Source organism: Parcubacteria group bacterium (assembly GCA_016204045.1).
Taxonomy (GTDB): domain Bacteria; phylum Patescibacteriota; class Minisyncoccia; order Phycocordibacterales; family UBA2135; genus JACQLQ01.
The window spans coordinates 290,706-312,205 of the sequence record JACQLQ010000001.1; the positions used below are offsets into that span (position 1 = coordinate 290,706).

Here is a 21,500-nt window from a genome sequence, read left to right on the forward strand (position 1 = left end):
GATAGGCACTAGGTTTTGGTCGCCGATGTTAGGCGAGTTCGTCCCTATGAGCTAGTCGCTAAACTCTAAATAAGGAGAGTGACAAACGCTGTAATTGCAAAAAGAATACCAAGGATAATTGTTGCAAGGAAGAAAACGCGCTCTGCACCACGCCTTGTGTGGAAGCCGCCTGCGTCTGCCCCACCGAATGCTCCACCTAAACTGGCTCCAGTTTGCTGGAGTAAGATTGCTGCGACGAGGAGCACTGAAAGCACGATTTGGATCCAAGGAAGGACCGATACAAGCAATTCCATGTAATTCCCACTCTAGCGTACTATTGCGACGGAGTCAACTACCCAGCAAACATGCCCGAAAGCCCTCTAATACAAGGGGCTATGTGGCAGTAGCTTTTTTGCAATTTGCGTGTTACAATTTGCCCACGAAGTGGGTTATGTATAACAAAGAGCGGCTTTGTCGCCTTGTTTTCTAAGGTGGTGAGGACGTAGCAAAAAGAACTTAATTTTTTAAAACTATGAGTACAAAAAAACCAAAAGAGATTATCCCCTTGGGGGACAGGGTTCTCATTGAGCCCCTCGAAGATGAGAAGAGGACGGACTCGGGTATTATTATTCCCGATACTGCAAAGGGAGAGCGACCTCAGATGGGCAAGGTTGTAGCAGTCGGCGAAGGCAAGAGAAATGATAATGGCGACCTTGTGCCCATGACAGTCAAGAAGGGCAACGTTGTCCTTTTCTCGAAATACGGTCCTGATGAAATAAAGGTTGAGGGGGAGGAGTTTCTCATTACCAGCGAATCCAATATCTTGGCTATCATCAAATAACGTATGGCAAAACGAATTCTCTTTAACGAAGAAGCGCGCAGCGCCTTGAGGCGCGGAGTAGATATTGCCGGAGACGCTGTCCGGATAACCTTGGGCCCGCGGGGGAGGAACGTCATTTTTGACAAAGGCTTTGGCGCACCCACCATCACGAACGACGGTGTTTCTATAGCAAAAGAAATCGAGCTCAAGGACAAGTTTGAGAACATGGGTGCAGAGATTGCGAAAGAGGTTGCGAACAAAACGAACGATGTCGCCGGTGACGGCACCACGACGTCCGTCGTGCTTCTCCAGGCAATGGTCTCTGAAGGCTTTCGCAAGATTGCAATGGGCTTAAACCCCATGGCGACACGCGCGGGTATTGAGCGTGCACTCGCGGATGTCGTCGCGGCGCTTCACACCATTGCGACACCGATCAAGGGTCGCACAGAGATCGAACATGTCGCGACCATCTCTGCGGAGTCCGAAGAGATCGGCAAGAAGATCGCTGAGACATTCGAGAAGGTTGGCGAAGACGGCGTCGTGACCGTCGAGGAATCGCAGTCATTTGGCGTCGAGTCAGAAGTTGCACTAGGGCTCGAGTTCGACAAAGGGTATGTTTCTCCGTACATGATTACAAACACGGAACGCATGGAAGCGGAATACCGCGAGGTCTCGATACTTATTACCGACAAAAAGATTGCAAGCGTGCAAGAAATCTTACCGCTTCTTGAAAAGCTGGCGCAGAGTGGCAAAAAGGAGCTCGTCATTATTGCTGATGATGTGGAGGGCGAGGCGCTCACCACCTTCGTCGTGAACAAACTACGCGGCGCCTTTAGTATACTCGCGGTCAAGGCTCCTGGCTACGGCGACCGCAAGAAAGAGATGCTCCAGGACATTGCAACTACGACGGGTGGACAGGTCATCTCTGAAGATCGAGGTGTCAAACTTGAAAATGCGGAAGTAAAGATGCTCGGCAAGGCGGGGAGAGTTGTCGCGACCAAGGAGTCCACCCTCATCGTCAATGGCAAGGGGAAGAAGTCTGACATCGATGAACGCGTAGCACAACTGAGGCGTCAACTTGAACAAACAGATTCTAAATTTGATAAAGAAAAAATCCAAGAACGTATCGGCAAACTTTCAGGAGGGGTGGCCGTGATTCGTGTTGGGGCCGCAACTGAGACCGAGATGAAGTATAAGAAATTGAAGATTGAAGATGCGGTGAACGCTACTCGTGCCGCTATTAAAGAAGGTGTTGTGCCTGGGGGTGGCACCGCATTGGTTAAGGTGCTCGAGAAACTCGAAGGCAAGAAAAGCCTTGAGAGTCTTTCAGAAGAAGAGCGCGCTGGCTACGAGATCGTCCTTCGCTCGCTTTCGATGCCTCTTCGCCAGATTGCTGTTAATGCCGGAAAGGGTGATGGTTCACTCATTGTGCATGAAGTACGAAAGGGCAAGGGTAACGCAGGTTATGATGCAAAGAAGGACCAGGTGATCCCAGACATGATTGCGGCAGGTATCATTGACCCTGTTAAAGTGACCCGGAGCGCTATTGAAAACGCAGCCTCTGCGGCGGGTATCCTCCTCACGACTGAAGCAGCGATCGCTGAAGAGCCAAAAGAAGAGAAAGGCGATAATGGCGCCGGAATGGGAGGCGGTATGCCAGGAATGATGTAGTGACACCCACCTATAAATGTCGCAAAAGAACAAAAACCCCGCGCCTTGCGCGGGGTTTTTGTTGGGTGAGTTGTATGCTACTATTGATCGTATCTTACTAACTAACCATCAGTTAGCACCATGTCTCAATTTTGGAATATCATCTTTGCACTTGTTGTACTAGCCCTCCTTGCAAGTGGCTTCTTCGATTTTATCGAATGGAAATTCAACCTCATCGCGATTGCAGTGGCCGCAGTCTTTTGGTTCGTCGCAATTTACAACAGCTTTGTCGCGCTCGTAAACCGTGCCAAAGAGGCATGGGCGGACATTGACGTGCAGTTGAAGCGCCGCTATGATCTGATCCCGAATTTGGTGAACGCTGTGAAGGGGTATATGACACATGAACGCGCGACCCTAGAGAAGGTGACAGAAGCCCGGGCGCAAGCGCTTGCGGCACAGACAGTGGGGGAGCACAACAAAGCAGATAACATGCTCTCGGATGCGCTCAAGTCGCTCTTTGCCGTTTCTGAAAATTACCCGGATCTCAAAGCGAGCCAGAACTTTCTTGAGCTCCAACGCGAGCTCTCCGACACAGAGAACAAGATTCAAGCGGCGCGACGATTCTACAATACGAATGTGCGCGACCTTAACACAGCAATCGACTCGTTTCCGTACAATATCTTTGCTGGAGTCTTTGGCTTCAAGCCGCGCGACTTCTTCGAACTTGGAGAGGCAGGAGCGCGCGAGCCGGTGAATGTGAACTTTTAGCTACTAGAGTGCAATAAAAAAATCCCTATTGGGGGATTTTGCGCTAGCGCCTCGGCGCTTCGTAGATACAGAGACCAACAAGAAACATGATGCCCAAGAATGTGAACGGGATGTCCCAAACTCTATTGAACGCCTGAAAGGCATTGGGTAGATCAGTATTCCAGAACCTATTTAGCAAAAGATCGCTTATCGGGTAGAGGAAAAATCCAGCGAGGCAGACAAGAAAGGTGACCTTCAACAGACGCGCGAGCATTTAGGAGTACTTGTCTAGACGTTCCCAGTTTTTTGTGACAAATCCGATTGCGCCCACGAGAGCGGCTATGAGGAGACCTGGAATCAGGAGGAGACTTGGTCCGAAGATGCCCAACGCACCCAAAGGTATCATCAGGAGAAAGAGACCCAAAGACCCGAAGCAAATAACGAGGAACGTTAGATCCAGACCATCAAAAGACACGTCACGATAAGAGGGTTTCGTCTGCGTTACCATCGCTATTCCTCGCATTTGTTCTAAAAACAATTTACCACAACTATTTGAAATACGCAAGCCCCCCAATTGTTTAATTCCTAATTGCTAATCCCTAGTGGCTATATTATGGCTTCCATTTACACCCACAAAGATGCAAATATCAGGAAAACATGGCTTCTTATGCTAGGGTTTTTGATCGTGGTTATTCTCATTGGCTGGGGGTTTAGCTGGTACATGGGAGACGCCGTCGTCCTGTATGTCGCAGTTGCATTAGCTCTCGGCATGAATGTCAGCGCCTACTGGTGGTCCGATAAGCTTGTGATCAAGATGACAGGGGCTCACCCGATAACCCGCGATTCACATCGCGAACTCTGGAATGTTGTCGAGAATCTCTCCATCACCGCGGGGCTCCCAATGCCGAAGGTCTATGTGGTGGATGATCCGGCGCCGAACGCATTTGCGACAGGAAGGAACCCCAAACACGCAGTCGTTGCTGCGACGACGGGGCTCTTGCAGATCCTGAACAAGACAGAACTCGAAGGTGTCATTGCGCATGAGCTTTCGCATATCGGTAACCGGGACATGTTTGTTTCAACGGTCGCAGTCGTTCTCGTTGGTTTCATTGCAATCCTCGCAGACATCTTTCTTCGCATGATGTATTTTGGTGGAGGTCATGACCGCGACTCTCGCGCCGGCGTTGCTTTTTTACTATTGGGACTTGTCGCTGCAATCTTGGCTCCCATCGCAGCGCAACTCATTCACTTGGCTATTTCTCGCAAGCGCGAGTTTTTAGCGGACGCTTCGGGGGCACTATTAACCCGTTACCCGGAAGGACTTGCCACTGCTTTGGAGAAGATTGCGGTGCATGGAATGGAAATGAGGAAGACGAGCCACGCGACCGCCCACCTTTTTATTGCCAATCCGTTTGGTTCGAATGGGAGGGGAATGCACTGGGTTAACAAGCTGTTTAGCTCACACCCTGATCCCAAAGAGCGCGTTCGGATCTTGCGCGGGCTTTAGGAGTATTTTAATATTTCGCTCAAAAAAGTTTAAAAAGCACTTAATTCTCAAGTGTTTTTTAGTGTATCGCTATCTATTGACTTTTGCTACCAATTTGCTATAATTAAGGGGAAACGAATTGGAGGAGATCTTTCATCATGCCGGTCCGTTATAAGACCATCTCAAACCGTCGTGGCGTCGTCTTGTTCCGGCCCGAACCGAAGCAAGAAACTGTCACCGCTACGGTGACGGCGAGAGTGGCCCCGAATGACCCCGTCGTGGTCCTTGTGCGGGGAACTCGTGGCGTCGCTCCCTCTCCGCAGGGCAACACCGAGAACACTTCCGGGGTGCGCAAGGCTGTAGCCGTGGAGGCCGGACCCTATGTGCCCACTAAGTGGGAAATGCGGGCGCCGAAGTGCATCGATGTTCGGTCCGCCACTCGTCGGTTCTGGAAGGAGGCAAGACGTCGCGAGCGCGTGCGTCGTGAGCGCACGCGTCAGAGCTTCGCATTCGCATAACAACAAACACACACCGGGGGAGGTTTTCTGCCTGTGCGCGGCACGCAGACAGGCCTCCCCCGACAAGGGCAGCATGATACGCTGCTCTTTTGTTTTTTCTACTGTGAATGTTGGTATAATGAAACAATGCTATTACTTTCTGCTATAGCACACAGTATGGCTCCGTGGGCTTGGATTCTCGTGGGTGGGATTATTCTTACTGGAGGAGATATTATGACCAAGCTTGCAATTGAGGGGAGAGGGGAAACGTTCTTTTGGACAGGATTCACCCTTTTTATTATTGGCGAGTTTTTCCTCGCTATGAGTTTTTTTGGACAAAACATAGCTCAAGCAAGTTTGGCAATGGTCATCATTAATATCCTGGCACTTACGCTCGTAAACATCTTTGTGTTTCATGAGTCGATGTCTCTCCTTGGGTATGCTGCGATGGTGCTCGGACTCGTGTCGTATATCGTTCTTGAATTCTATGCGTAAGATGCATTTCCTGGTATAGTAGTTTTTTTGGAGGGGTCGCATAGTGGTCTAGTGCACACGCTTGGAAAGCGTGCAACCCGAAAGGGTTCGGGAGTTCGAATCTCCCCCCCTCCGTCCAGGTCACGCAACGTTTGGCCACCGCCTCCGTTTTGGTGTACACCCAGGTTCATAGGGAAAAAGATTTTTAAACAGTATGCTGCAGTGGAAACATATAACAATTATTGTCCTCACTTTCATCTTGGGGGCAGCACTTGGTTATACTCTTCATAGAACCTTCCAAACACAAGAGCGTGGTTTCATTGTGCGTGAGGGAGAATATAAATTCATCAGCCCAATCCTTGCATGTGAAATTGCGCAGGCAGGATCTTTTTCCGAACTGCATTCGGTGGAATCGGCGCTTGAACGAGTCATCGACAAAAAGATTGCTGACCGTGAAGTGGGTCATCTCTCCGTTTACCTCCGGCTGTTAAACAGCGGACGTTGGGTTGGTATCAATGAAGACGAGGAATATACCCCCGCGAGTCTGATGAAGGTTCTTCTCATGATGGCCTTTTTAAAGGAAGCTGAGTTGAAGCCCTCTGCGCTGACCCAAGTTTTACAGTTTACCGATGCAAAAGAGCCAGGCCAGTATGGACCAGACGGAAGACGAGTTCCGCCATTAGAGGTCGGCAGTTTCTATACGGTTAGCAACTTAATAGAGCGTATGGCGGTCTACTCTTCTAATGCCGCTGAACACACTCTGCTCGATAATGTTAATCTTCCCATCCTCGAAGAGGTCTTTTCCGACCTCGGCTTGCCACCCCCCGACTCACAAAGTGACAACGGTTTTTATGCCATGTCACCTGCAAAGTATTCACTCGCACTCCGTGTCCTCTACGGCGCTTCCTACTTGAACCGGGAGATGTCGGAGGCAGCCCTCGCGCTTCTGTCCAGTGGCGCCTACGAAGATGGTATTCGGAAGGGTGTATCAGAAGATATGACTGTTGCCAATAAGTATGGCATTTTCTTTGAGAAGGAGACGGGCCCCTTTGAACTCCACGACTGCGGCATCGTCTATTATCCTGACCATCCCTATCTTTTGTGCGTCATGACAAAAGGAACTAATCTTTCGGCACTTTCCTCTGCTATTGCGGATATCGCAACAACGGCGTATACAGAACTTGATCAGTTCTACCAAAACGAGTAGCCGATTACAGAGAATCTTGACTCTCCATTCGAGACGCTCTATAGTTGCAGGAGTTTTGAAATGAAGCGGAGTCGGAGAAATGGCGAAGCGAAAAGATGTGGCGAAGGATGAGTCTCGCGTGGTGGTGTCAACCAGCTACTTCCTTTGTGCCAGTGATCACAAAGCACTTCGTGGATTTGCTTTTTGGGAAGAAAAGCCTGGTTACGAGGTGGCGCGTTCTTTCATTCAAAAAGGGCTTAAGAACGCCAAACGTCGGCGAGATTCTGTGGCTCGCTTGATTAGCGCCCAGCGCAGTGCCGAACGAAATCCGCAAGGCACATTAAATAGTGAGCGCGTGCGTAGTGTCCTGATTTCAAGAGAAGAATATGAGCAACTTCGCGATGAGGCACACGAGACGCACGTTACAATTTCGGAGCTCGTTCGTGCGTATGTGATACAAGGGCTGGAGGAAGCCCCGAAAGCGCGAAAGGCTTTTGAGCGGCGTCTCAAGAAACAGCGCAAGGCAGAAGTAGCAAAGTCACATGACAAGTTTGTGCGGCGAATTGTCCGCGCGGCGACTAAGGAATTCCCGTCATTCGGTGGCGGACAGACGAGCGATACGAACCCGATTGCTCGAGCAATGAGCGACAAGCCCCCCAAGTTTGCCGCAATGGTAGATATTGAATCAGTTGTCCGCTTCGTCTTTAAGCGAGCCGCCACTCAACTAGAAAGAGAGAAGCAGGGTGTTCGAGTTCGAAAGGTTTCGAGTAAGGCAGTTAGTCTGCAAGAGAAAAAGAGCGCGGGTGCATAAGCCCCGCGCTTTTAATTAGTGTATTAGTTGACAAAGCCCCCAAGTATTCTATAGTTGGAAAAGCTGTTTACGCTTTCTTGCGAGCGCCGGAGGAGAAATGGCACATCATTTCGACAAGCTGACCATTCGAACGGCAGGGATGCTACCGACAAGTGTGCCCAACATTCGTTTGTACGATATTACAAAAAACATAACAGGGGTAGTACTTGCTTCAAAGATTAAACACGGGATTGTGGTCGCTCAATCACTCCACACAACGGCAGGGCTTCTCGTAAATGAGAACGAAGATGGGTTGCTTCAGAACGACTTCCCAAATCTGTTAGTGTCTCTCTGCCCAGAAGGAACGTATACTCATGACCGCCCCGAGCGACTCGCCACACTAACCAATGAGCCCGTTAATGGTGTGTCGCACTTACGTGCCGCTCTCGGTCTTTTGCCATCAGTTACGCTTATCGTTAAGCATTCTGTGGTACAACTCGGGACATGGCAGGCGCTGCTCTTTGTCGATTGTGACCCTGTTCATCGAGAGGAACGTTTTGTCGATGTACTAGTTCTTGGTGAAGCGTAGACCCCTCCGCCAGTTGGCGGATGGGGTTTTTCTTTTGAAAAAGTGGATAACGCACGATTTATCGCGTGGTATACTTGAGTCAACATTACGACTAACGTTCTCGCACGTGCATGCCAGAGATAAGTATTAATTTTGTCGCGGTAGTAGTAGCTGCAGTCGTGTATATGGGGATAGGAATGCTTTGGTACGGGCCCTTATTTGGAAAAGAGTGGAGGCGACTCATAGGGTTCTCTGAAGCAGACATGAAGAAGATGACGATGACTCCAGTCCAGGCGATGGTCGGTGGTTTCATTGCCGCGCTCATCATGTCGTTCGTCCTCGCGCACGATGCGTATGTGTGGGGACTCTTCTTCGGGGCTTCTGTCGGATCGTATCTTTTTGCATTCCAGCTTGCTTTCTGGATCTGGCTTGGGTATATCGCAACGACGCAACTCGGAGCTGTCTTATGGGAAGGCCGACCATGGAAACTCTTTTGTCTTAATGCCGCGAACTCACTCGTCTCGCTTATCGCGATGGCGCTCGTCATCACTTTTCTCAAGTAACTCCTTCTGGTACACTCATAACCAGAACAAAGTAATGAGGAGCTGGCAGTTGGGAGCAAAACTCGTCGCTTCAGTGATCTTCATAATTGCGGCTCTGCTTGCCTATATCAACGGTTTGTTGGTCGGAACCCTCGTTTTCTCCGGTTTATGGGTCATTGTAGGCACTGGATCCTTAAGAGAGTCGCTGATCAAGGGGGACAAAAGACTTTTGCGCATGACGGCCTCCCAGAGCCTGAAAACTTTTGCCAGAGCGGCTTTTTATGGTCCGTTTGTGCACCAGAGGGTGATGGCAAAACTATAGATGTGCAGAATCCCAAAAGGCGCTTTATTTGCGCCTTTTTACATTAAAAAAACCGAGCTAATGCTCGGCTATTCTTCATCAATGTCTCTCAAGACCACGATAAACGGATACTGCTTTGAGCTAAAGGCGTACCCGCGGAGGATATCCTTCATACCGCGATACTCCTCTCTATACCCTAAGTTAAAAGAAATGCGATTTGCCAACCACCAGTATCGCCAACCTTCAACGGCGACAAACTCGCGGAATGCCTTTGGCTCGAAACGAACCAACTTGCAGTTGAAGACAGCGACGCCGGAGGAAGTAATGCACACTCGCGTGGGCCGCGTATCGATCCTAGAGACGAAAACCCACGGGGGAGTGATGTGCCACCCCGACCTCTCTTGCATCGCTACTGTACCGTCGACCACATTCCACGTGATACCCACCTGGTGGGGGTCGAGGTGATTCAGGAAAGCAAGGTAAAAACCAAAAAGCAAAGAGGCGACTACCGCGACAACACTTGCCGAAAACCTTATCACGGCGCTACGTCTTCAGCCTTAAGCTCTCGAAGGACGGTGAGGAATGGGTAGGTTTTGCTACTTCCATCGAATGCGTAGCTCTTCAGAATCTCACCCAATGCTGTAGCCCCAGTTCCTGTCGGAACAGTGGCGCCAGACCTGTAATCACGGCCATGCCAAGAGAGAAAGAGATCGAGCCCTTCAGGGTTGAACTTCACCAACTTGCAGTTCAGAACTCGAGCATTTGCGTTGATGCACACCTGCATAGGACGAAGGTCAATGGTCCCCACAATTACGAGAAATGGTGGGTTGATGACATACCCATTTCGTTCAATGCGCGAAATCTCACCGGTGCGGGCATCGTACTTGTAGCCGAGCTCGTAATTGTCGACGAAGTTAACCCAGCCAATGCGGAAGATGATTGCTCCTACGAAGGCAAGTGCGGCAATGAACCCAACAACAGTGAGTACGGCTCTTCCCCAACGAATCTGTGTTTTTTCGGGTGCCATTGGCAACCTCCGTGGTTTAGTGCCTTGCGTATTTTATAACACCGCCAATGTTTGTCAACAAGCACTTCGAGGGCTTTCGATATTGTTCACTACGTTGTTGATAAATCACAAAAAGGTTGAACCTCCGGGTAATTTATCCACACTTCGTGAAAGAGATTCTGGGTACTTGCGCGTCTTGTGATACAATAGTGACAACTGTTGTATTACCAGTTAGTTTTTTGCTTACATCTATGGATTTTCTTAAAAAAATGTTTGGTATGGGGAAGAAGGATGACGGTCAAATGCCGAAGGAGCCGCAAGTGAATCCCGACATGAATAGGGTTGATACAAGCATGGGGGGCGCGGAAAGCGCGAAGGCTTCGGGGCAACACGAACACAAGAGCGAGGACAAAAACGTGTGTGAGTTTTGCTAACCATTTTTCTTCACATCGAACCTGCTGTGCCTTCGGCACGGCAGGGCGCATGTGCAGAAAAATATGTTTCAACGCATCGTCTTTTTACTTGCGGTTTTTTTGCCATCTATCGCCCGTGCTCATGATGGGCACGAGCATAGTCCGATAGACTTGGCACAGTTTGGCGCAGTCATCGGCGCACTTTCTGGCGCGAGCCAACTAGTGCTTACCGGTGTTGCTTTCGGCCTACTGCTCCTCATCGCACTCGCTGTCACTGTGAAGAAGCCGCAAAGTGAGTTCGCAAAAGCTTTTCTCTTCTTCCTACTCTCTGCTATTACAATACTCAGTACATGGGTCCTGGTTGACCGAACATTAGATGATGTGCGCCTGTCCCCAACGGGAGGCCCCGTACATTGGCACGCAGATTTCAGAGTTTTTAATTGCGACGAAGAAATTGATTCACTCGATCCATCGGGGCTTTCTAATCGTATTGGTACATCCGAGGTTCACGAACACGGCGATCTTCGTATTCATATCGAAGGCATTATTAGTGCCTTTACGGAAGCATCGCTCGGTAACTTTTTTAACGTAATCGGGGGCGAGCTCACAAACGAACGGCTCGTTGTTCCGACGAACAACGGTCTAGTGGTAATGGAGAACGGGAGGATGTGTCCAGGTGGAAGACCGGGAACACTCCAGGCATTTTTGTGGAGCACGGATGTGAGCAAAAAGCCGTGGGTGGCCAGCGTACAAAAGCTGGGAAGCGATTTCCCGGATTATGTCATGACTCCCGAAGCGATAGTTCCGCCCGGCGACTGTGTCGTCTTTGAGTTTGTTCCTGAAAAAGAGAAGACCTTTCGCACATGTGAGCAATATGAAGCGGCAGAAAACAGGGGAGACCTCATCATTCTCTGGCCGGATCTAGGTGATGATATCCGCAATTAAGTACGCATATGCTTGAAGCACAACTACCAACCCTCTTAACGGTCATTACAACGGCGGCCATTGACTCCATTAACCCGTGCGCTATCGGTGTCTTAATCCTGATGGTGAGCGTCATTCTTGCCTCGGGAGGATCGAAGGGGCGGCTTTTGTGGTTAGGTTGTCTCTATATACTCTCCATCTTTGTTGTCTACCTTCTCGCCGGACTTGGTCTCGCCTACTTCTTCACCAAAGTTCCGTTGGTGCTGACACTCTATATTTCGATTGTCGTAGGCGCCTTCATCATTCTTGCCGGACTTCTTGAGGTTAAAGATTACTTTTGGTATGGGCGGTGGTTTTCGCTCGCTATCCCCGTGGCTTTTGCGAAAAAAATCCACGTCTACTCGGAACGCGCCACGATCCCAGGAGTCATTTTTCTCGGCGCCTTTGTCTCGGCGGTTGAGCTACCTTGTACCGGGGCGCCGTATCTCGCGATTATCACACTTCTTGCGCAGTACTTTGATTTCACTGCGTTCATGATGCTCGTGCTGTACAACATCATCTTCGTCGCGCCACTCATTATCCTCCTCCTTCTTGTTGCTGGGGGGATGCAAGTTCAGCGACTCAAGGCATGGAAACAAGGCGCGCGCGGTTACGTGCGCCTCCTTATAGGACTTCTCCTGGTTGCCTTGGGTTGGCTCTTGATTTTAATTGCAAACGGGTCGATTAATTTTGGGTAAAATAGTATGTATGGACCACACACACATTGTTAAACGACACGGACACGAGGAAGCTTACGATAACCACAAAGTATATGCCTCATGTTACGCGGCATGTGTTTCTGCGGCATGTCACAAAGAAGACGCGGAGCGCATTTGTGGGGAGGTAATGCAAGAGGTCGATACCTTTATTGACGACAAGGGTTCTGTCACCTCGGACGAGATTTTTAACGAAACAGCACGAGCGATGAGGGGGCGCCATGGAGAGGCCGCATTTTTGTACGAAACGCACCGGGACATTTCGTGAAAGTTCTAGTTTCTAAGCTTTCCATTGTGAGTAAATATTTAGGCGTTCTCATTTTTCTTGTCTTAGCAGTAGTATTTGCCCGGCATGTCTTTTTTGATGCTAATACATGTGGTGCGACACTTCCGACATTTGCGTCGTTAAGTCTGGGAGGGGCATTCTTTGATGTAGAAATAGCGGGTACGGCGGAAGAGCGCGCATGCGGGCTCTCCCGTCGTGCTTCTCTCCCAAAGGATCGGGCAATGCTCTTCATGTTTCCCGAAAGTGGCCTTCACGGGATATGGATGAAGGATATGCATTTTCCAATCGATATTCTCTGGCTAGATAAGGACCTCGTTGTTGTTGATTCTGCGCGAGATGTCTCCCCGGACTCATACCCAACCGTGTTTCATCCAAAGCGGGAAGCACGATATGTGCTTGAGCTTTCTGCTGGTGCCGCAGACGTCTTGCATCTCAAAGAGGGGGATAAGGTTACGATCCCCAACTAATACGTTTTTTGGCTTGCTTTTTCTATTTTGTATAGTATAATGTAAGTATCCCCTGTATTGGGTAGTTGCGCTCCGATGTAAATCGGAGTGAGGAAAGTCCGAACACGCCCCCGACGTAAGTCGGGGAGGACGGTAGCGGGTAACACCCGTCTGGAGTAATCCAAGGGATGCGAGCAGTGACGCCAAGGCCGAGAGGCCGAGGGCTCCTTAGGGAGTAATCCCGCCGAAAGGCGGGGGTGAAACGGCCAAATTCCTATCTGCGTGCAAGGCCGTGGTCACTTCTACCAACTGGCAGAAGTGACAGTGCCGCTTGAGGTCTTGAGCAATCAGGATCCTAGATAAATAGCTGCCGTCCCGATGTCATGTCGGGATACAGAATTCGGCTTATAGATACAGGGGAACATACATGAAAATCCCCCCGAGAAATCGGGGGGATTTTCTGTTTACCAGGGCTGTCTCTTGTGTCGTGTGCGTGTAGCGGTATAATTAGCATACGTGTCATTGATCTATGTTAGCTTCGCTGTAACGTAAGGCGATGTGTTAGATCAAAGGTTTTTTATTGGATAATTACGTGCATACCCTCCCGCGTTAACACACAACTCATTGCGGGACTTATTATGGAAATTCTTAAAAATTTTGTAGCCGATATTTCTGGTGAGCGGAGTAAGCAAGATGCCGGTACGTCCATCGATGCTCTTATCGCATGGGTCATCGTTGCTGGGTTCTTTCTTACCCCCCTTCTTTTCGTACCTTTTGAAAGTATCCCGCTCGAGTGGGGAAAGATGCTTTTTATCGCGGCAATCGCTCTAGCCACCCTCGTGCTTTGGGTTGTGGCGCGGCTCAAGGAAGGAGCGATCAGTATCCCTAAGAGCCCAATACTTCTCGCCGCTTTCGCAATAGTCGTCGTCTTCATTTTGGCGGCCCTCTTTTCTCCGGTCATGAGTGTCTCTCTTGGCGGGGTTGCGTATGAATTTGGCACGGCACTCTCCTTTGCCTTTCTCTTCGTGCTTCTTGTTCTTGTTTCCGCCCTATTCCGCAATGCCTACTGGGTTTCTCTTTCCTACTTCGCGCTTTTCCTCTCATTTCTCGTTGCCTTTGTCTATCATGCCTTGCGGTTAGTGGTCGGAGTTGATTTTCTAGATTTTGGAATTTTCACGTCAGAATCGATGAGTCTCTTAGGGAAGTGGAATGACTTTGGAATCTTTGCGGGTCTTGTAGCTCTTTTAACGCTCATGATTATTGAGCTTTCCTATCCCCAGGGTCGCATGCGGATTTTTGCCTACACTCTGCTTGGGGCGGCACTTATTGTTCTTGCTACCATCAACTTCTCTGTTTCCTGGATACTTCTTGGGGGAACCGCGCTTGTTATGGTCGTGTATCACCTGTCTGTCACGCGTTTTGTTGAGACACAAAGGAAAAAGGTATACGCATTTCCAGTCACTGCACTCGTGGTACTTCTCATTGCTTCGGTCTTTTTGATGGCCGGAAGCGCCATTGGAAACGCCATTCGGCAGTACGTACCGCTCCCTTCTGTTGTGGAAGTACGCCCCTCCTGGTCTGCAACAGTCGACATTATTAAGCAAACATGGAAGGAGCAACCCCTTGTCGGGAATGGTCCGAACCGCTTCAATATTTCCTGGCTTCTTCACAAGCCCGACGCAATCAATGCAACACAACTCTGGAATACCGATTTTCGCCACGGGGTCGGTCTCATCCCCACCTACGCGGTGACCGCCGGCCTTTTGGGCTTGCTTGCTTGGCTTGTGTTCTTCGGCACCTTCTTGTATAGTGCCGCTCGCTCACTCTTTGCCTTTAGTGACACGCGCACGAACTACCTCGTCCTCTCATCGTTTGTTGCGGCACTGTATCTGTGGCTCACAGCAATTTTCTACACTCCAGGGGTCACCATTGTCGCGTTCGCCTTCTTCTTTACTGGGATTTTTATCGCACTTCTCGCGCAAAAAAAAGAGATTCCGAGTATTGAATTTTCTTACATTCGCGATCCGCGAACCGGCTTCTTCTCTGTTCTTGCTCTTGTGGCGCTTCTCGTCGTTACTGCTGGAGGAATGTACGATTTCGGGAAACGTGGGCTTTCGCTCCTCTCATACCACCAAGGCAGTGTTGCGGCGGCCGAGGGCAATCTTGATAAAGCAGACGCAGCGCTTGTGCGTGCAGGCGCACTCCAGGATTCAGATGTCGTATACCGCTCGCTTTCTGAAATACGAATAGGACGGCTATCTACGCTCTTGGGAAGGCAAGACTTGTCACCAGACAACGCTCGCGCGGAGTTCCAGAATATTCTAGGGAGCACGATAGACGCCGCACAGAACGCCGTGCGATACGATACGACAAATTATCGAAACTGGCTTACTCTCTCAAGGGTGTACACGGCCGTTGTCCCACTCAATGTGACAGGGGCGTATGAGAATGCAAAAGCGGGCCTGGAGCAGTCGCGCCTCTATAACCCCAAGAGTCCCGAGCTTTTCCTCGAGGAGGCGCGCCTGGAGGCAGGCCGCGGTGATAACGACAAAGCTCGCGAGCTCATCCAGCAATCGCTTGTTCTCAAAAACAACTACACAGATGCGATATTCCTCTTGGCGCAGATGCAGATTGACGAGGGGAACGTCAAAGATGCTATTCGCTCGGTGGAGCAGGCGTCTATCATCGATGCGAATAATCCCGGGGTTTTCTTCCGTCTTGGTCTCTTGCGCTATGCAAACAAGGACTACCGCGGCGCGGCATCGGCATTTGAGCGTGCAGTAACGCTTCTCCCCGATTACGCCAATGCGCAGTATTATCTCGGTCTCTCACTCGACATGATAGGGGAGAGCGAGCGGGCAATTGCGATATTTGATGGGCTTACAAAAACAAACCCCGATAACGAGGACATCAAGAACATCCTCGAGAACCTAAAAGACGGGCGAGCCCCCTTTGCTGAACGCAAAACCGCATCGCCAGCCGAACTTGACGAACCGCCTATAGAAGAATAAGTAATGGATTATTGCTAGAGTGTGCCTGCCCTACCCACATAATCGGGTAGGGCAGCACTCTAAGTCCCTCTCTAATGGTCACGAAGTTAAAAGATCTCTTATATGGAGAGACAAGCGGTCTTCTTGAGGCCGCTTTTCTCCTTGGTGGGTTTGCACTCTTCTCAAAGTTGCTTGCTTTGGTGCGTGACCGCCTCCTCGCGGGGAACTTTGGGGCAGGTCTCGAGCTCGATATTTACTATGCGGCGTTTCGTGTGCCTGATTTTGTTTTTATTTCACTCGCGTCTCTCGTCGCTTCTGCCGTCTTGATTCCGTTTTTCGTAGAGAGGCTTGGAGACAAGGAAGACGCGGAGCGTTTCTTCAACTCCATATTTACGGTTTTCTTCCTAGCCATCACTGTCGTCTCGGCAATCCTCTTTGTCGCCATGCCGAGACTCGCGCCCCTCGTTGTCCCTGGTTTTGACCCGGCATCAGAAGAGACAATGATACTGCTTTCGCGCATCATGCTTCTTTCCCCGATACTTCTCGGCCTTTCTGGCCTTTTCGCGAGTGTGACGCAGGCGCTTCGGAGGTTTTTTATCTACGCCCTGACGCCGGTTGTGTATAATCTCGGTATCATTCTCGGCATTCTCTTCCTCTACCCGACCTTTGGAATGCCGGGGCTTGCGTACGGGGTTGTTTTGGGCTCTCTTCTCCACTTCGCTATTCAATTGCCAGTGCTCGCGCGGAATGGCTTTCTCCCCAGATTCTCATTTGGATTGCGGTTTGCTGAGCTCGAGCGTGTACTCGCGCTTTCCTTGCCGAGGACGATTACTCTGTCGGCAAATCATCTTGTGATCCTAATTTTTATCGCGATGGCCTCTCTTGTCGCGGAAGGTTCAATCGCCGTCTTCAATCTCTCCTACAATCTCCAATCTGTCCCGCTCTCGGTTATCGGAATTAGTTATTCGGTTGCCGCATTTCCCACCCTTGCGTATCTGCTTTCAAACGGGAAGCGTACGGCGTTTGTGTCCCAGATTTTGACCGCAGCTCGGCACATTATCTTTTGGTCAATCCCGATAACCGTGCTTTTTATTGTCCTGCGTGCACAGATTGTTCGAACCATTTTCGGCACAGGAGAGTTTGGATGGGCGGAGACACGACTTACAGCCGCGGCACTAGCGCTGTTTGCGTTGTCCGTTGCCGCCCAAAGCTTACTCCTCCTTTTTGTCCGTGGGTATTATGCGGCCGGCTACACCAAGAAGCCGCTTTTTGTGAACGTGATTTCGGCGGTCGGCACCGTCCTCCTGGGATCTTTCCTCTTCTCGCTCTTCTCCTCATCAGAGACATTCAAGTATTTCATTGAGACGGTCCTGCGCGTCGAGGGTCTTGAGGGCACCTCCATTCTCATGCTCCCACTTGCGTTTTCGATAGGTCAGATACTAAACCTCGTCGCATTGTGGATCTTCTTCTCGCGCGACTTTGATGCGCCGTTTAAAGAGGTGTGGCTCACACTGCGGCACAGTTTCTACGGTGCGGTTGCGATGGGGTTTGTTTCGTTCGAGTCTCTTCGCGTATTCGATGACGTCTTTGATCTAAACACACTCTTTGGCATCTTCTCTCAAGGATTCCTCTCGGGTCTCATCGGTATCTTGGCCGGGATTCTTTTATTGCTTCTTCTTGGTAACCAGGAGGTCAAAGAAATTGGCAAGGCTCTCCACGGGAAGTTCTGGCGAGGGAAACCCATTGCACCAGACCAGGGGGAACTGTAAGTTGTTGGCGTTTAGAAAACAAAAGCCTGCCTCGCGTAGAGCGAGACAGGCGATTAGCGGTTGTGGATCCAAAAATTCTTAAGCCACAACAACCATAGTTTATGATGCGCGGTTACGTGGGAGGGGAATTTCCCATCACGTCCCCAACCAAATACTCGAAGAATGACATCGCGACCTCACAGTGATGAGCATCACACACCCCAAAGAATTGCTACACAGACAATAGCCATTCTTCACGCGCCTGTCAATTTCCCGCATTCTCCCACGGACTACATCTGTGGGAGAATGCGGGAATACAGGAAGGGGTCGGGGAACCAGTAGGGTTCCCCGTGGAGGAGTTAAGTGATGCAAGCGGGGCGGAGCATCGCGATTCTAGAACCGTGGGTTCATTGTTTTGGAGAAAAGGGCATTTTCAGGTATTGTTGAATCAATGGATACGAAGCTTATTCGAAACTTTAGCATTATCGCGCATATCGATCACGGGAAGTCTACTTTAGCTGACCGGATGCTTGAGGTAACAGGGACTATCGAAAAGCGCAAAATGCGTGAGCAGGTTTTGGATGATATGGAGCTCGAAAGGGAGAAGGGGATCACGATTAAGATGACACCCGTCACGATGCGCCACAATCTAGGGGGTACCGACTATAAGTTGAACTTGATTGACACCCCAGGCCACATCGACTTTTCTTACGAAGTTTCCCGGTCGCTAAAGGCTGTCGAAGGGGCGATTTTGCTCGTGGATGCTACCCAGGGCGTACAGGCGCAGACACTCTCGGTTTTTGAGATGGCGCGTGCTCAAGAACTCGTACTGATCCCCGTTGTCTCAAAGATTGACTCCCCGCTCGCGCGTATTGAGGAAGTGAGGGAAGAGCTCGCGTCTTTACTCGACGTACCCCCGGAAACTGTTGTGGGTGTGTCGGGCAAGACAGGAGAAGGAGTCCCCGAGCTACTCAAGGCAATTATTGAGCGTATCCCAGCCCCTACAAGCGCTTCAGGAAAGTCACTTCAGGCGCTTGTCTTTGATTATGCTTTTTCGGAGCATCGCGGCATTGTTATGTATGTGCGTGTCTTTGGAGGTGTGGTGAAAAAGGCTGATGAACTTTCACTTAAAATACGAGGAGAACAGTTTAAGTCACTTGAAGTTGGACAATTTGCACCGACTCAGCGACCCGTGGAGGAGCTTGGTGCAGGTGAAATTGGGTATGTTGTCTCTGGTGTTAAGGAGGCGGGTAAAGCGATTATTGGAGACACCCTTACCAGTGCCAAGAGCCCGAGCGAAACGCTCCCTGGATATCGAGAGCCCCAAAGTATGGTATGGATCTCGCTGTACCCAGAAAGCCAAAGTGACTTCTATGAACTGAAAAGTGCCTTAGAGCGGCTCAAATTATCGGACGCAGCTCTTTCCTTTGAAGGAGAAATGTCTCCAACACTTGGGCGAGGGTTCCGGTGTGGGTTCCTTGGGATGCTTCACTTGGAAATAGTAATTGAACGGTTACGTCGCGAGTTTGGTCTTAAGTTAGTCGTAACCTCTCCGTCCATTGTGTACGAAGTAGAAAAAAAAGGTAAACGTGAGAAAATCTACTCACCGACACAGTTTCCAGATCATGGAACATATGAAAAGGTATATGAACCTTGGGTTCGTCTTACGATTATTACGCCTGAAGCGCGCTTGGGGGATGTCATCAAACTTTGCTACACACACGAAGGCGTGGCTGGGGCGTCAGAAAACTGGAGTGGCGGGCGTGTCTCCTTGTTGGTCGAAATGCCACTTCGTGAGCTTATGCGCGGGTTTTTCGATGAGCTGAAAAGTGCTTCATCGGGATTTGCTTCGCTTTCGTACGAACCCCTCGATATGCGTGAGGCTGAAGTAGCGCGCCTCGATATTCTTGTTGCTGATGAGTCCGTCACCGCGTTTTCACAAGTCGTCTCGCTCGCCCGTGCCTACGATGAGGCAAAGGATTCCGTAGAGCGACTCTATGATGTTCTCCCAAAACAGCTTTTCCCCGTCAAAATCCAAGGGCGCGCGCGGGGGCGCATTCTCTCATCAAAAACACTACCCGCAATGCGCAAGGACGTGACGGGGTATCTGTACGGAGGAGACATTACACGAAAAATGAAGCTTTTGGAGAAACAGAAGAAGGGCAAGAAAAAGATGCTTGCGCGCGGAAAAGGAAGCGTCGAGATCCCGCAGGATGTGTTCGTTAAAATGATCCGACGAGAAAAATGATCCTTTGGATAGTGTATTTAGTAAAATAGCCCAGGTGCGTAAGCGAGAATCATCGAGAGGATGACAAAAATCCCAAGTACGATCCACACCCACTTCACTATTTTTTTGTTTCGTTGATCGAAAAGCATACCTCATACTTTATACCAAATATTGTATACTAACAATATGCGCTCAATCCAAAAGAAACAGCGTTTTTTGCGTCTCCTCTACTCGCGTCTTTCTCTTGGCCTTCTCCTACTCGTTCTTCTTATGGGTGTAAGCGCAGTGTGGAATGTCTACGGGAAGTTCAAAGATGCTGCCAGGGAGCGCCTGCAGAGCAAAGAGGCCCTATCGGGGATTGAGGAGCGCATCACCCAGGTGAGAGAGGATGTCGCTCAACTAAAGACCGTAGAAGGGGTTGAGGAAGAGTTTCGAACCACCTTTGGCTTGGTCAAGAAAGGCGAGGGGGTGATTGTGGTCATTAATGATAAAAATCAAGCCGGGGTTGAGGAGGACGCACAGGGAGGCTTTTGGGCAAACATCTCTAGGGGCTTGAAAAGCCTCCTTGGAATGTAGTATGAGATTATATGGGTGCGCGCGGGCATAGTTTAGTGGCAGAACAGTTGCTTCCCAAGCAACGGATCGGGGTTCGATTCCCCGTGCCCGCACTAAGAAAATAAAACACCCTCGAAAGAAGGTGTTGAAATTATTACTCAGGTTTAAACTGGCGGCCAAGATTCCCCAAAAGTTTTGAGACATCGACGGGTGCTGACAAGACCCGGAACATTCTTTTCCTGCGTTCTTCGTTCCGTTCCATTGCACGTGAAATGGTATGGGTACCGTCAATCACGTCATCAACGAACCCCCACTTCTTTGCCTCATCGGCGGAAAGGAACGTATCAATGCGGCGCTCCATCAGTCCTTCAAGCATCTTTCGGATTTTTTCCGGAGGCGACTTTTGGAATTGCCCCTGCTCCTTTAGTCGCGCAACATATAGTCGCAGCATCATATCCTGGGTCTTCAAGAGCTCGACAAGCTGGGTTGTTGCTTCTTGGGTGAGCCCAGAAAATTCCCATGAACCATGGTGGAACATGTACCCCGTTGGCTCTCGCAGTACGAAGCGGTCTGCAGCAAGCGGAATAATCGAAGTCATGGACCTCGCGTCTTTCATCGCGAGGACAGTTGTGGGGTTTGGCGAGGCGAGTAGCGCGCTAAACATTTGCATACCCTCTTCCCAAAATCCGCCACAACTCGCAAGGTTGATCAAAATCGGACGCGTCGGATCAATGCTACTCAAGATGCCGAGATTGCGCTCAAATCGGCCTGCCATGTTGTGTTCAACGCCAGGCTCGAGGCTTTCCGGGGCGTCTGAGTGAATCACCGTCTCTTCATTGCCGAGATAGATCGTAAACGTGTCTAGGTCCACTCGATACGTGTGGACATTGTCCAGAATGTGATTGTCGACACGTGTCTTCCGTCGAGGCGCCATGGGCGCCAGACGGGCATCGCTGCCTTTGGGGCGTCTTTTGATCTGGCGAGCCATGGGGTTACCTCGCAATCTGCTATTCTCCACCCATTGTATAGCTCAAAAATGGGAAAAGGCAAGAAGGCCTCCGCATTAGAACATATGTTTGTCCCAAACCGTTCTTTAATGGGTGTAACCCT

26 protein-coding genes, 2 tRNA genes and 1 other RNA gene are annotated in these 21,500 nt (G+C 50.1%); 23 read left to right on the plus strand and 6 right to left on the minus strand.

Annotation, left to right across the window (positions count from 1 at the left end; translation table 11 throughout):
• Nucleotides 1-65 precede the first annotated feature (65 nt).
• Entirely contained in the window at nt 66-293 is a 228-nt protein-coding gene (secG, locus tag HY455_01710; protein ID MBI4118237.1) for a preprotein translocase subunit SecG, read from the minus strand.
• Nucleotides 294-511: 218 nt separating this feature from the next.
• Here secG and HY455_01715 point away from each other — a divergent pair, with 218 nt between their 5' ends.
• From HY455_01715 to HY455_01725, 3 genes are all read left to right on the plus strand, one after another.
• Nucleotides 512-820 (plus strand): co-chaperone GroES, encoded by a 309-nt coding sequence (locus HY455_01715; protein MBI4118238.1) that lies wholly within the window; start codon nt 512-514, stop codon nt 818-820.
• Between the two features lie 3 nt (nt 821-823).
• Complete coding sequence (gene groL, locus HY455_01720; GenBank protein ID MBI4118239.1) at nt 824-2,470, plus strand: chaperonin GroEL; 1,647 nt, start codon at nt 824-826, stop codon at nt 2,468-2,470.
• Between the two features lie 120 nt (nt 2,471-2,590).
• Nucleotides 2,591-3,217: a LemA family protein gene (locus HY455_01725; GenBank protein MBI4118240.1), complete on the plus strand. Its 627-nt coding sequence runs from the start codon at nt 2,591-2,593 to the stop codon at nt 3,215-3,217.
• A gap of 43 nt (nt 3,218-3,260) precedes the next feature.
• On the opposite strand, the gene HY455_01730 is transcribed toward HY455_01725, so the two are convergent.
• Nucleotides 3,261-3,470, minus strand: coding sequence for a hypothetical protein (locus HY455_01730; protein ID MBI4118241.1), 210 nt, complete (start codon nt 3,468-3,470; stop codon nt 3,261-3,263).
• Nucleotides 3,471-3,704 carry a hypothetical protein gene (locus tag HY455_01735; GenBank protein MBI4118242.1) on the minus strand — a complete coding sequence of 78 codons (234 nt, stop codon included), beginning with the start codon at nt 3,702-3,704 and terminating at the stop codon, nt 3,471-3,473.
• A 105-nt stretch (nt 3,705-3,809) separates the two neighbouring features.
• On the opposite strand from HY455_01735, the gene HY455_01740 reads away from it, so the two are divergent.
• The 9 genes from HY455_01740 to HY455_01780 all read left to right on the plus strand — a co-directional run bounded on the left by HY455_01740 (nt 3,810) and on the right by HY455_01780 (nt 9,061).
• Complete coding sequence (locus HY455_01740; protein MBI4118243.1) at nt 3,810-4,703, plus strand: M48 family metallopeptidase; 894 nt, start codon at nt 3,810-3,812, stop codon at nt 4,701-4,703.
• 137 nt (nt 4,704-4,840) lie between these two features.
• Nucleotides 4,841-5,200, plus strand: a complete 360-nt coding sequence (locus tag HY455_01745; GenBank protein ID MBI4118244.1) for a hypothetical protein — start codon at nt 4,841-4,843, stop codon at nt 5,198-5,200.
• Nucleotides 5,201-5,356: 156 nt separating this feature from the next.
• Nucleotides 5,357-5,674 carry a hypothetical protein gene (locus tag HY455_01750; protein ID MBI4118245.1) on the plus strand — a complete coding sequence of 106 codons (318 nt, stop codon included), beginning with the start codon at nt 5,357-5,359 and terminating at the stop codon, nt 5,672-5,674.
• A gap of 29 nt (nt 5,675-5,703) precedes the next feature.
• Nucleotides 5,704-5,788: transfer RNA gene (locus tag HY455_01755), tRNA-Ser, on the plus strand.
• A 79-nt stretch (nt 5,789-5,867) separates the two neighbouring features.
• Nucleotides 5,868-6,860, plus strand: a complete 993-nt coding sequence (locus HY455_01760) for a serine hydrolase (GenBank protein ID MBI4118246.1) — start codon at nt 5,868-5,870, stop codon at nt 6,858-6,860.
• A 79-nt stretch (nt 6,861-6,939) separates the two neighbouring features.
• Nucleotides 6,940-7,650: a hypothetical protein gene (locus tag HY455_01765; protein ID MBI4118247.1), complete on the plus strand. Its 711-nt coding sequence runs from the start codon at nt 6,940-6,942 to the stop codon at nt 7,648-7,650.
• 97 nt (nt 7,651-7,747) lie between these two features.
• The gene (locus HY455_01770; GenBank protein MBI4118248.1) at nt 7,748-8,218 is read left to right on the plus strand and encodes a YjbQ family protein; all 471 of its coding nucleotides are present in this window, start codon (nt 7,748-7,750) and stop codon (nt 8,216-8,218) included.
• A 110-nt stretch (nt 8,219-8,328) separates the two neighbouring features.
• Nucleotides 8,329-8,760 carry a DUF1761 domain-containing protein gene (locus HY455_01775; GenBank protein ID MBI4118249.1) on the plus strand — a complete coding sequence of 144 codons (432 nt, stop codon included), beginning with the start codon at nt 8,329-8,331 and terminating at the stop codon, nt 8,758-8,760.
• Nucleotides 8,761-8,794: 34 nt separating this feature from the next.
• Nucleotides 8,795-9,061 carry a hypothetical protein gene (locus HY455_01780; protein MBI4118250.1) on the plus strand — a complete coding sequence of 89 codons (267 nt, stop codon included), beginning with the start codon at nt 8,795-8,797 and terminating at the stop codon, nt 9,059-9,061.
• Nucleotides 9,062-9,129: 68 nt separating this feature from the next.
• Here the strand turns inward: HY455_01780 and HY455_01785 are convergent, their stop codons facing one another.
• Nucleotides 9,130-9,579: a hypothetical protein gene (locus HY455_01785; protein ID MBI4118251.1), complete on the minus strand. Its 450-nt coding sequence runs from the start codon at nt 9,577-9,579 to the stop codon at nt 9,130-9,132.
• On the minus strand, nt 9,576-10,067 hold the full coding sequence (locus HY455_01790) for a hypothetical protein (protein MBI4118252.1): 492 nt from the start codon (nt 10,065-10,067) through the stop codon (nt 9,576-9,578). The genes HY455_01785 and HY455_01790 overlap by 4 nt, the downstream gene beginning before the upstream one ends.
• Before the next feature lie 230 nt (nt 10,068-10,297).
• Between HY455_01790 and HY455_01795 the strand changes: the two genes are divergently transcribed.
• The 11 genes from HY455_01795 to HY455_01845 all read left to right on the plus strand — a co-directional run bounded on the left by HY455_01795 (nt 10,298) and on the right by HY455_01845 (nt 20,503).
• Complete coding sequence (locus HY455_01795) at nt 10,298-10,480, plus strand: hypothetical protein (GenBank protein MBI4118253.1); 183 nt, start codon at nt 10,298-10,300, stop codon at nt 10,478-10,480.
• A gap of 63 nt (nt 10,481-10,543) precedes the next feature.
• Complete coding sequence (locus tag HY455_01800) at nt 10,544-11,404, plus strand: hypothetical protein (GenBank protein MBI4118254.1); 861 nt, start codon at nt 10,544-10,546, stop codon at nt 11,402-11,404.
• Nucleotides 11,405-11,412: 8 nt separating this feature from the next.
• On the plus strand, nt 11,413-12,120 hold the full coding sequence (locus tag HY455_01805) for a hypothetical protein (GenBank protein ID MBI4118255.1): 708 nt from the start codon (nt 11,413-11,415) through the stop codon (nt 12,118-12,120).
• Nucleotides 12,121-12,130: 10 nt separating this feature from the next.
• Nucleotides 12,131-12,406 carry a hypothetical protein gene (locus tag HY455_01810; GenBank protein MBI4118256.1) on the plus strand — a complete coding sequence of 92 codons (276 nt, stop codon included), beginning with the start codon at nt 12,131-12,133 and terminating at the stop codon, nt 12,404-12,406.
• A 26-nt stretch (nt 12,407-12,432) separates the two neighbouring features.
• Entirely contained in the window at nt 12,433-12,891 is a 459-nt protein-coding gene (locus tag HY455_01815) for a DUF192 domain-containing protein (protein MBI4118257.1), read from the plus strand.
• A gap of 49 nt (nt 12,892-12,940) precedes the next feature.
• Nucleotides 12,941-13,294, plus strand: an RNA gene (gene rnpB / locus HY455_01820) — RNase P RNA component class A.
• 214 nt (nt 13,295-13,508) lie between these two features.
• Nucleotides 13,509-15,881 (plus strand): tetratricopeptide repeat protein, encoded by a 2,373-nt coding sequence (locus tag HY455_01825; protein MBI4118258.1) that lies wholly within the window; start codon nt 13,509-13,511, stop codon nt 15,879-15,881.
• A gap of 74 nt (nt 15,882-15,955) precedes the next feature.
• Nucleotides 15,956-17,629 (plus strand): murein biosynthesis integral membrane protein MurJ, encoded by a 1,674-nt coding sequence (murJ, locus tag HY455_01830; protein ID MBI4118259.1) that lies wholly within the window; start codon nt 15,956-15,958, stop codon nt 17,627-17,629.
• A gap of 430 nt (nt 17,630-18,059) precedes the next feature.
• Nucleotides 18,060-19,856, plus strand: coding sequence for an elongation factor 4 (lepA, locus tag HY455_01835; protein MBI4118260.1), 1,797 nt, complete (start codon nt 18,060-18,062; stop codon nt 19,854-19,856).
• A 165-nt stretch (nt 19,857-20,021) separates the two neighbouring features.
• Nucleotides 20,022-20,411, plus strand: coding sequence for a septum formation initiator family protein (locus HY455_01840; GenBank protein ID MBI4118261.1), 390 nt, complete (start codon nt 20,022-20,024; stop codon nt 20,409-20,411).
• A gap of 21 nt (nt 20,412-20,432) precedes the next feature.
• A tRNA-Gly gene (locus HY455_01845) sits at nt 20,433-20,503 on the plus strand.
• A 41-nt stretch (nt 20,504-20,544) separates the two neighbouring features.
• Here HY455_01845 and HY455_01850 read toward each other — a convergent pair.
• Nucleotides 20,545-21,378 carry an ATP-dependent Clp protease proteolytic subunit gene (locus tag HY455_01850; protein MBI4118262.1) on the minus strand — a complete coding sequence of 278 codons (834 nt, stop codon included), beginning with the start codon at nt 21,376-21,378 and terminating at the stop codon, nt 20,545-20,547.
• Nucleotides 21,379-21,500: the final 122 nt, after the last annotated feature.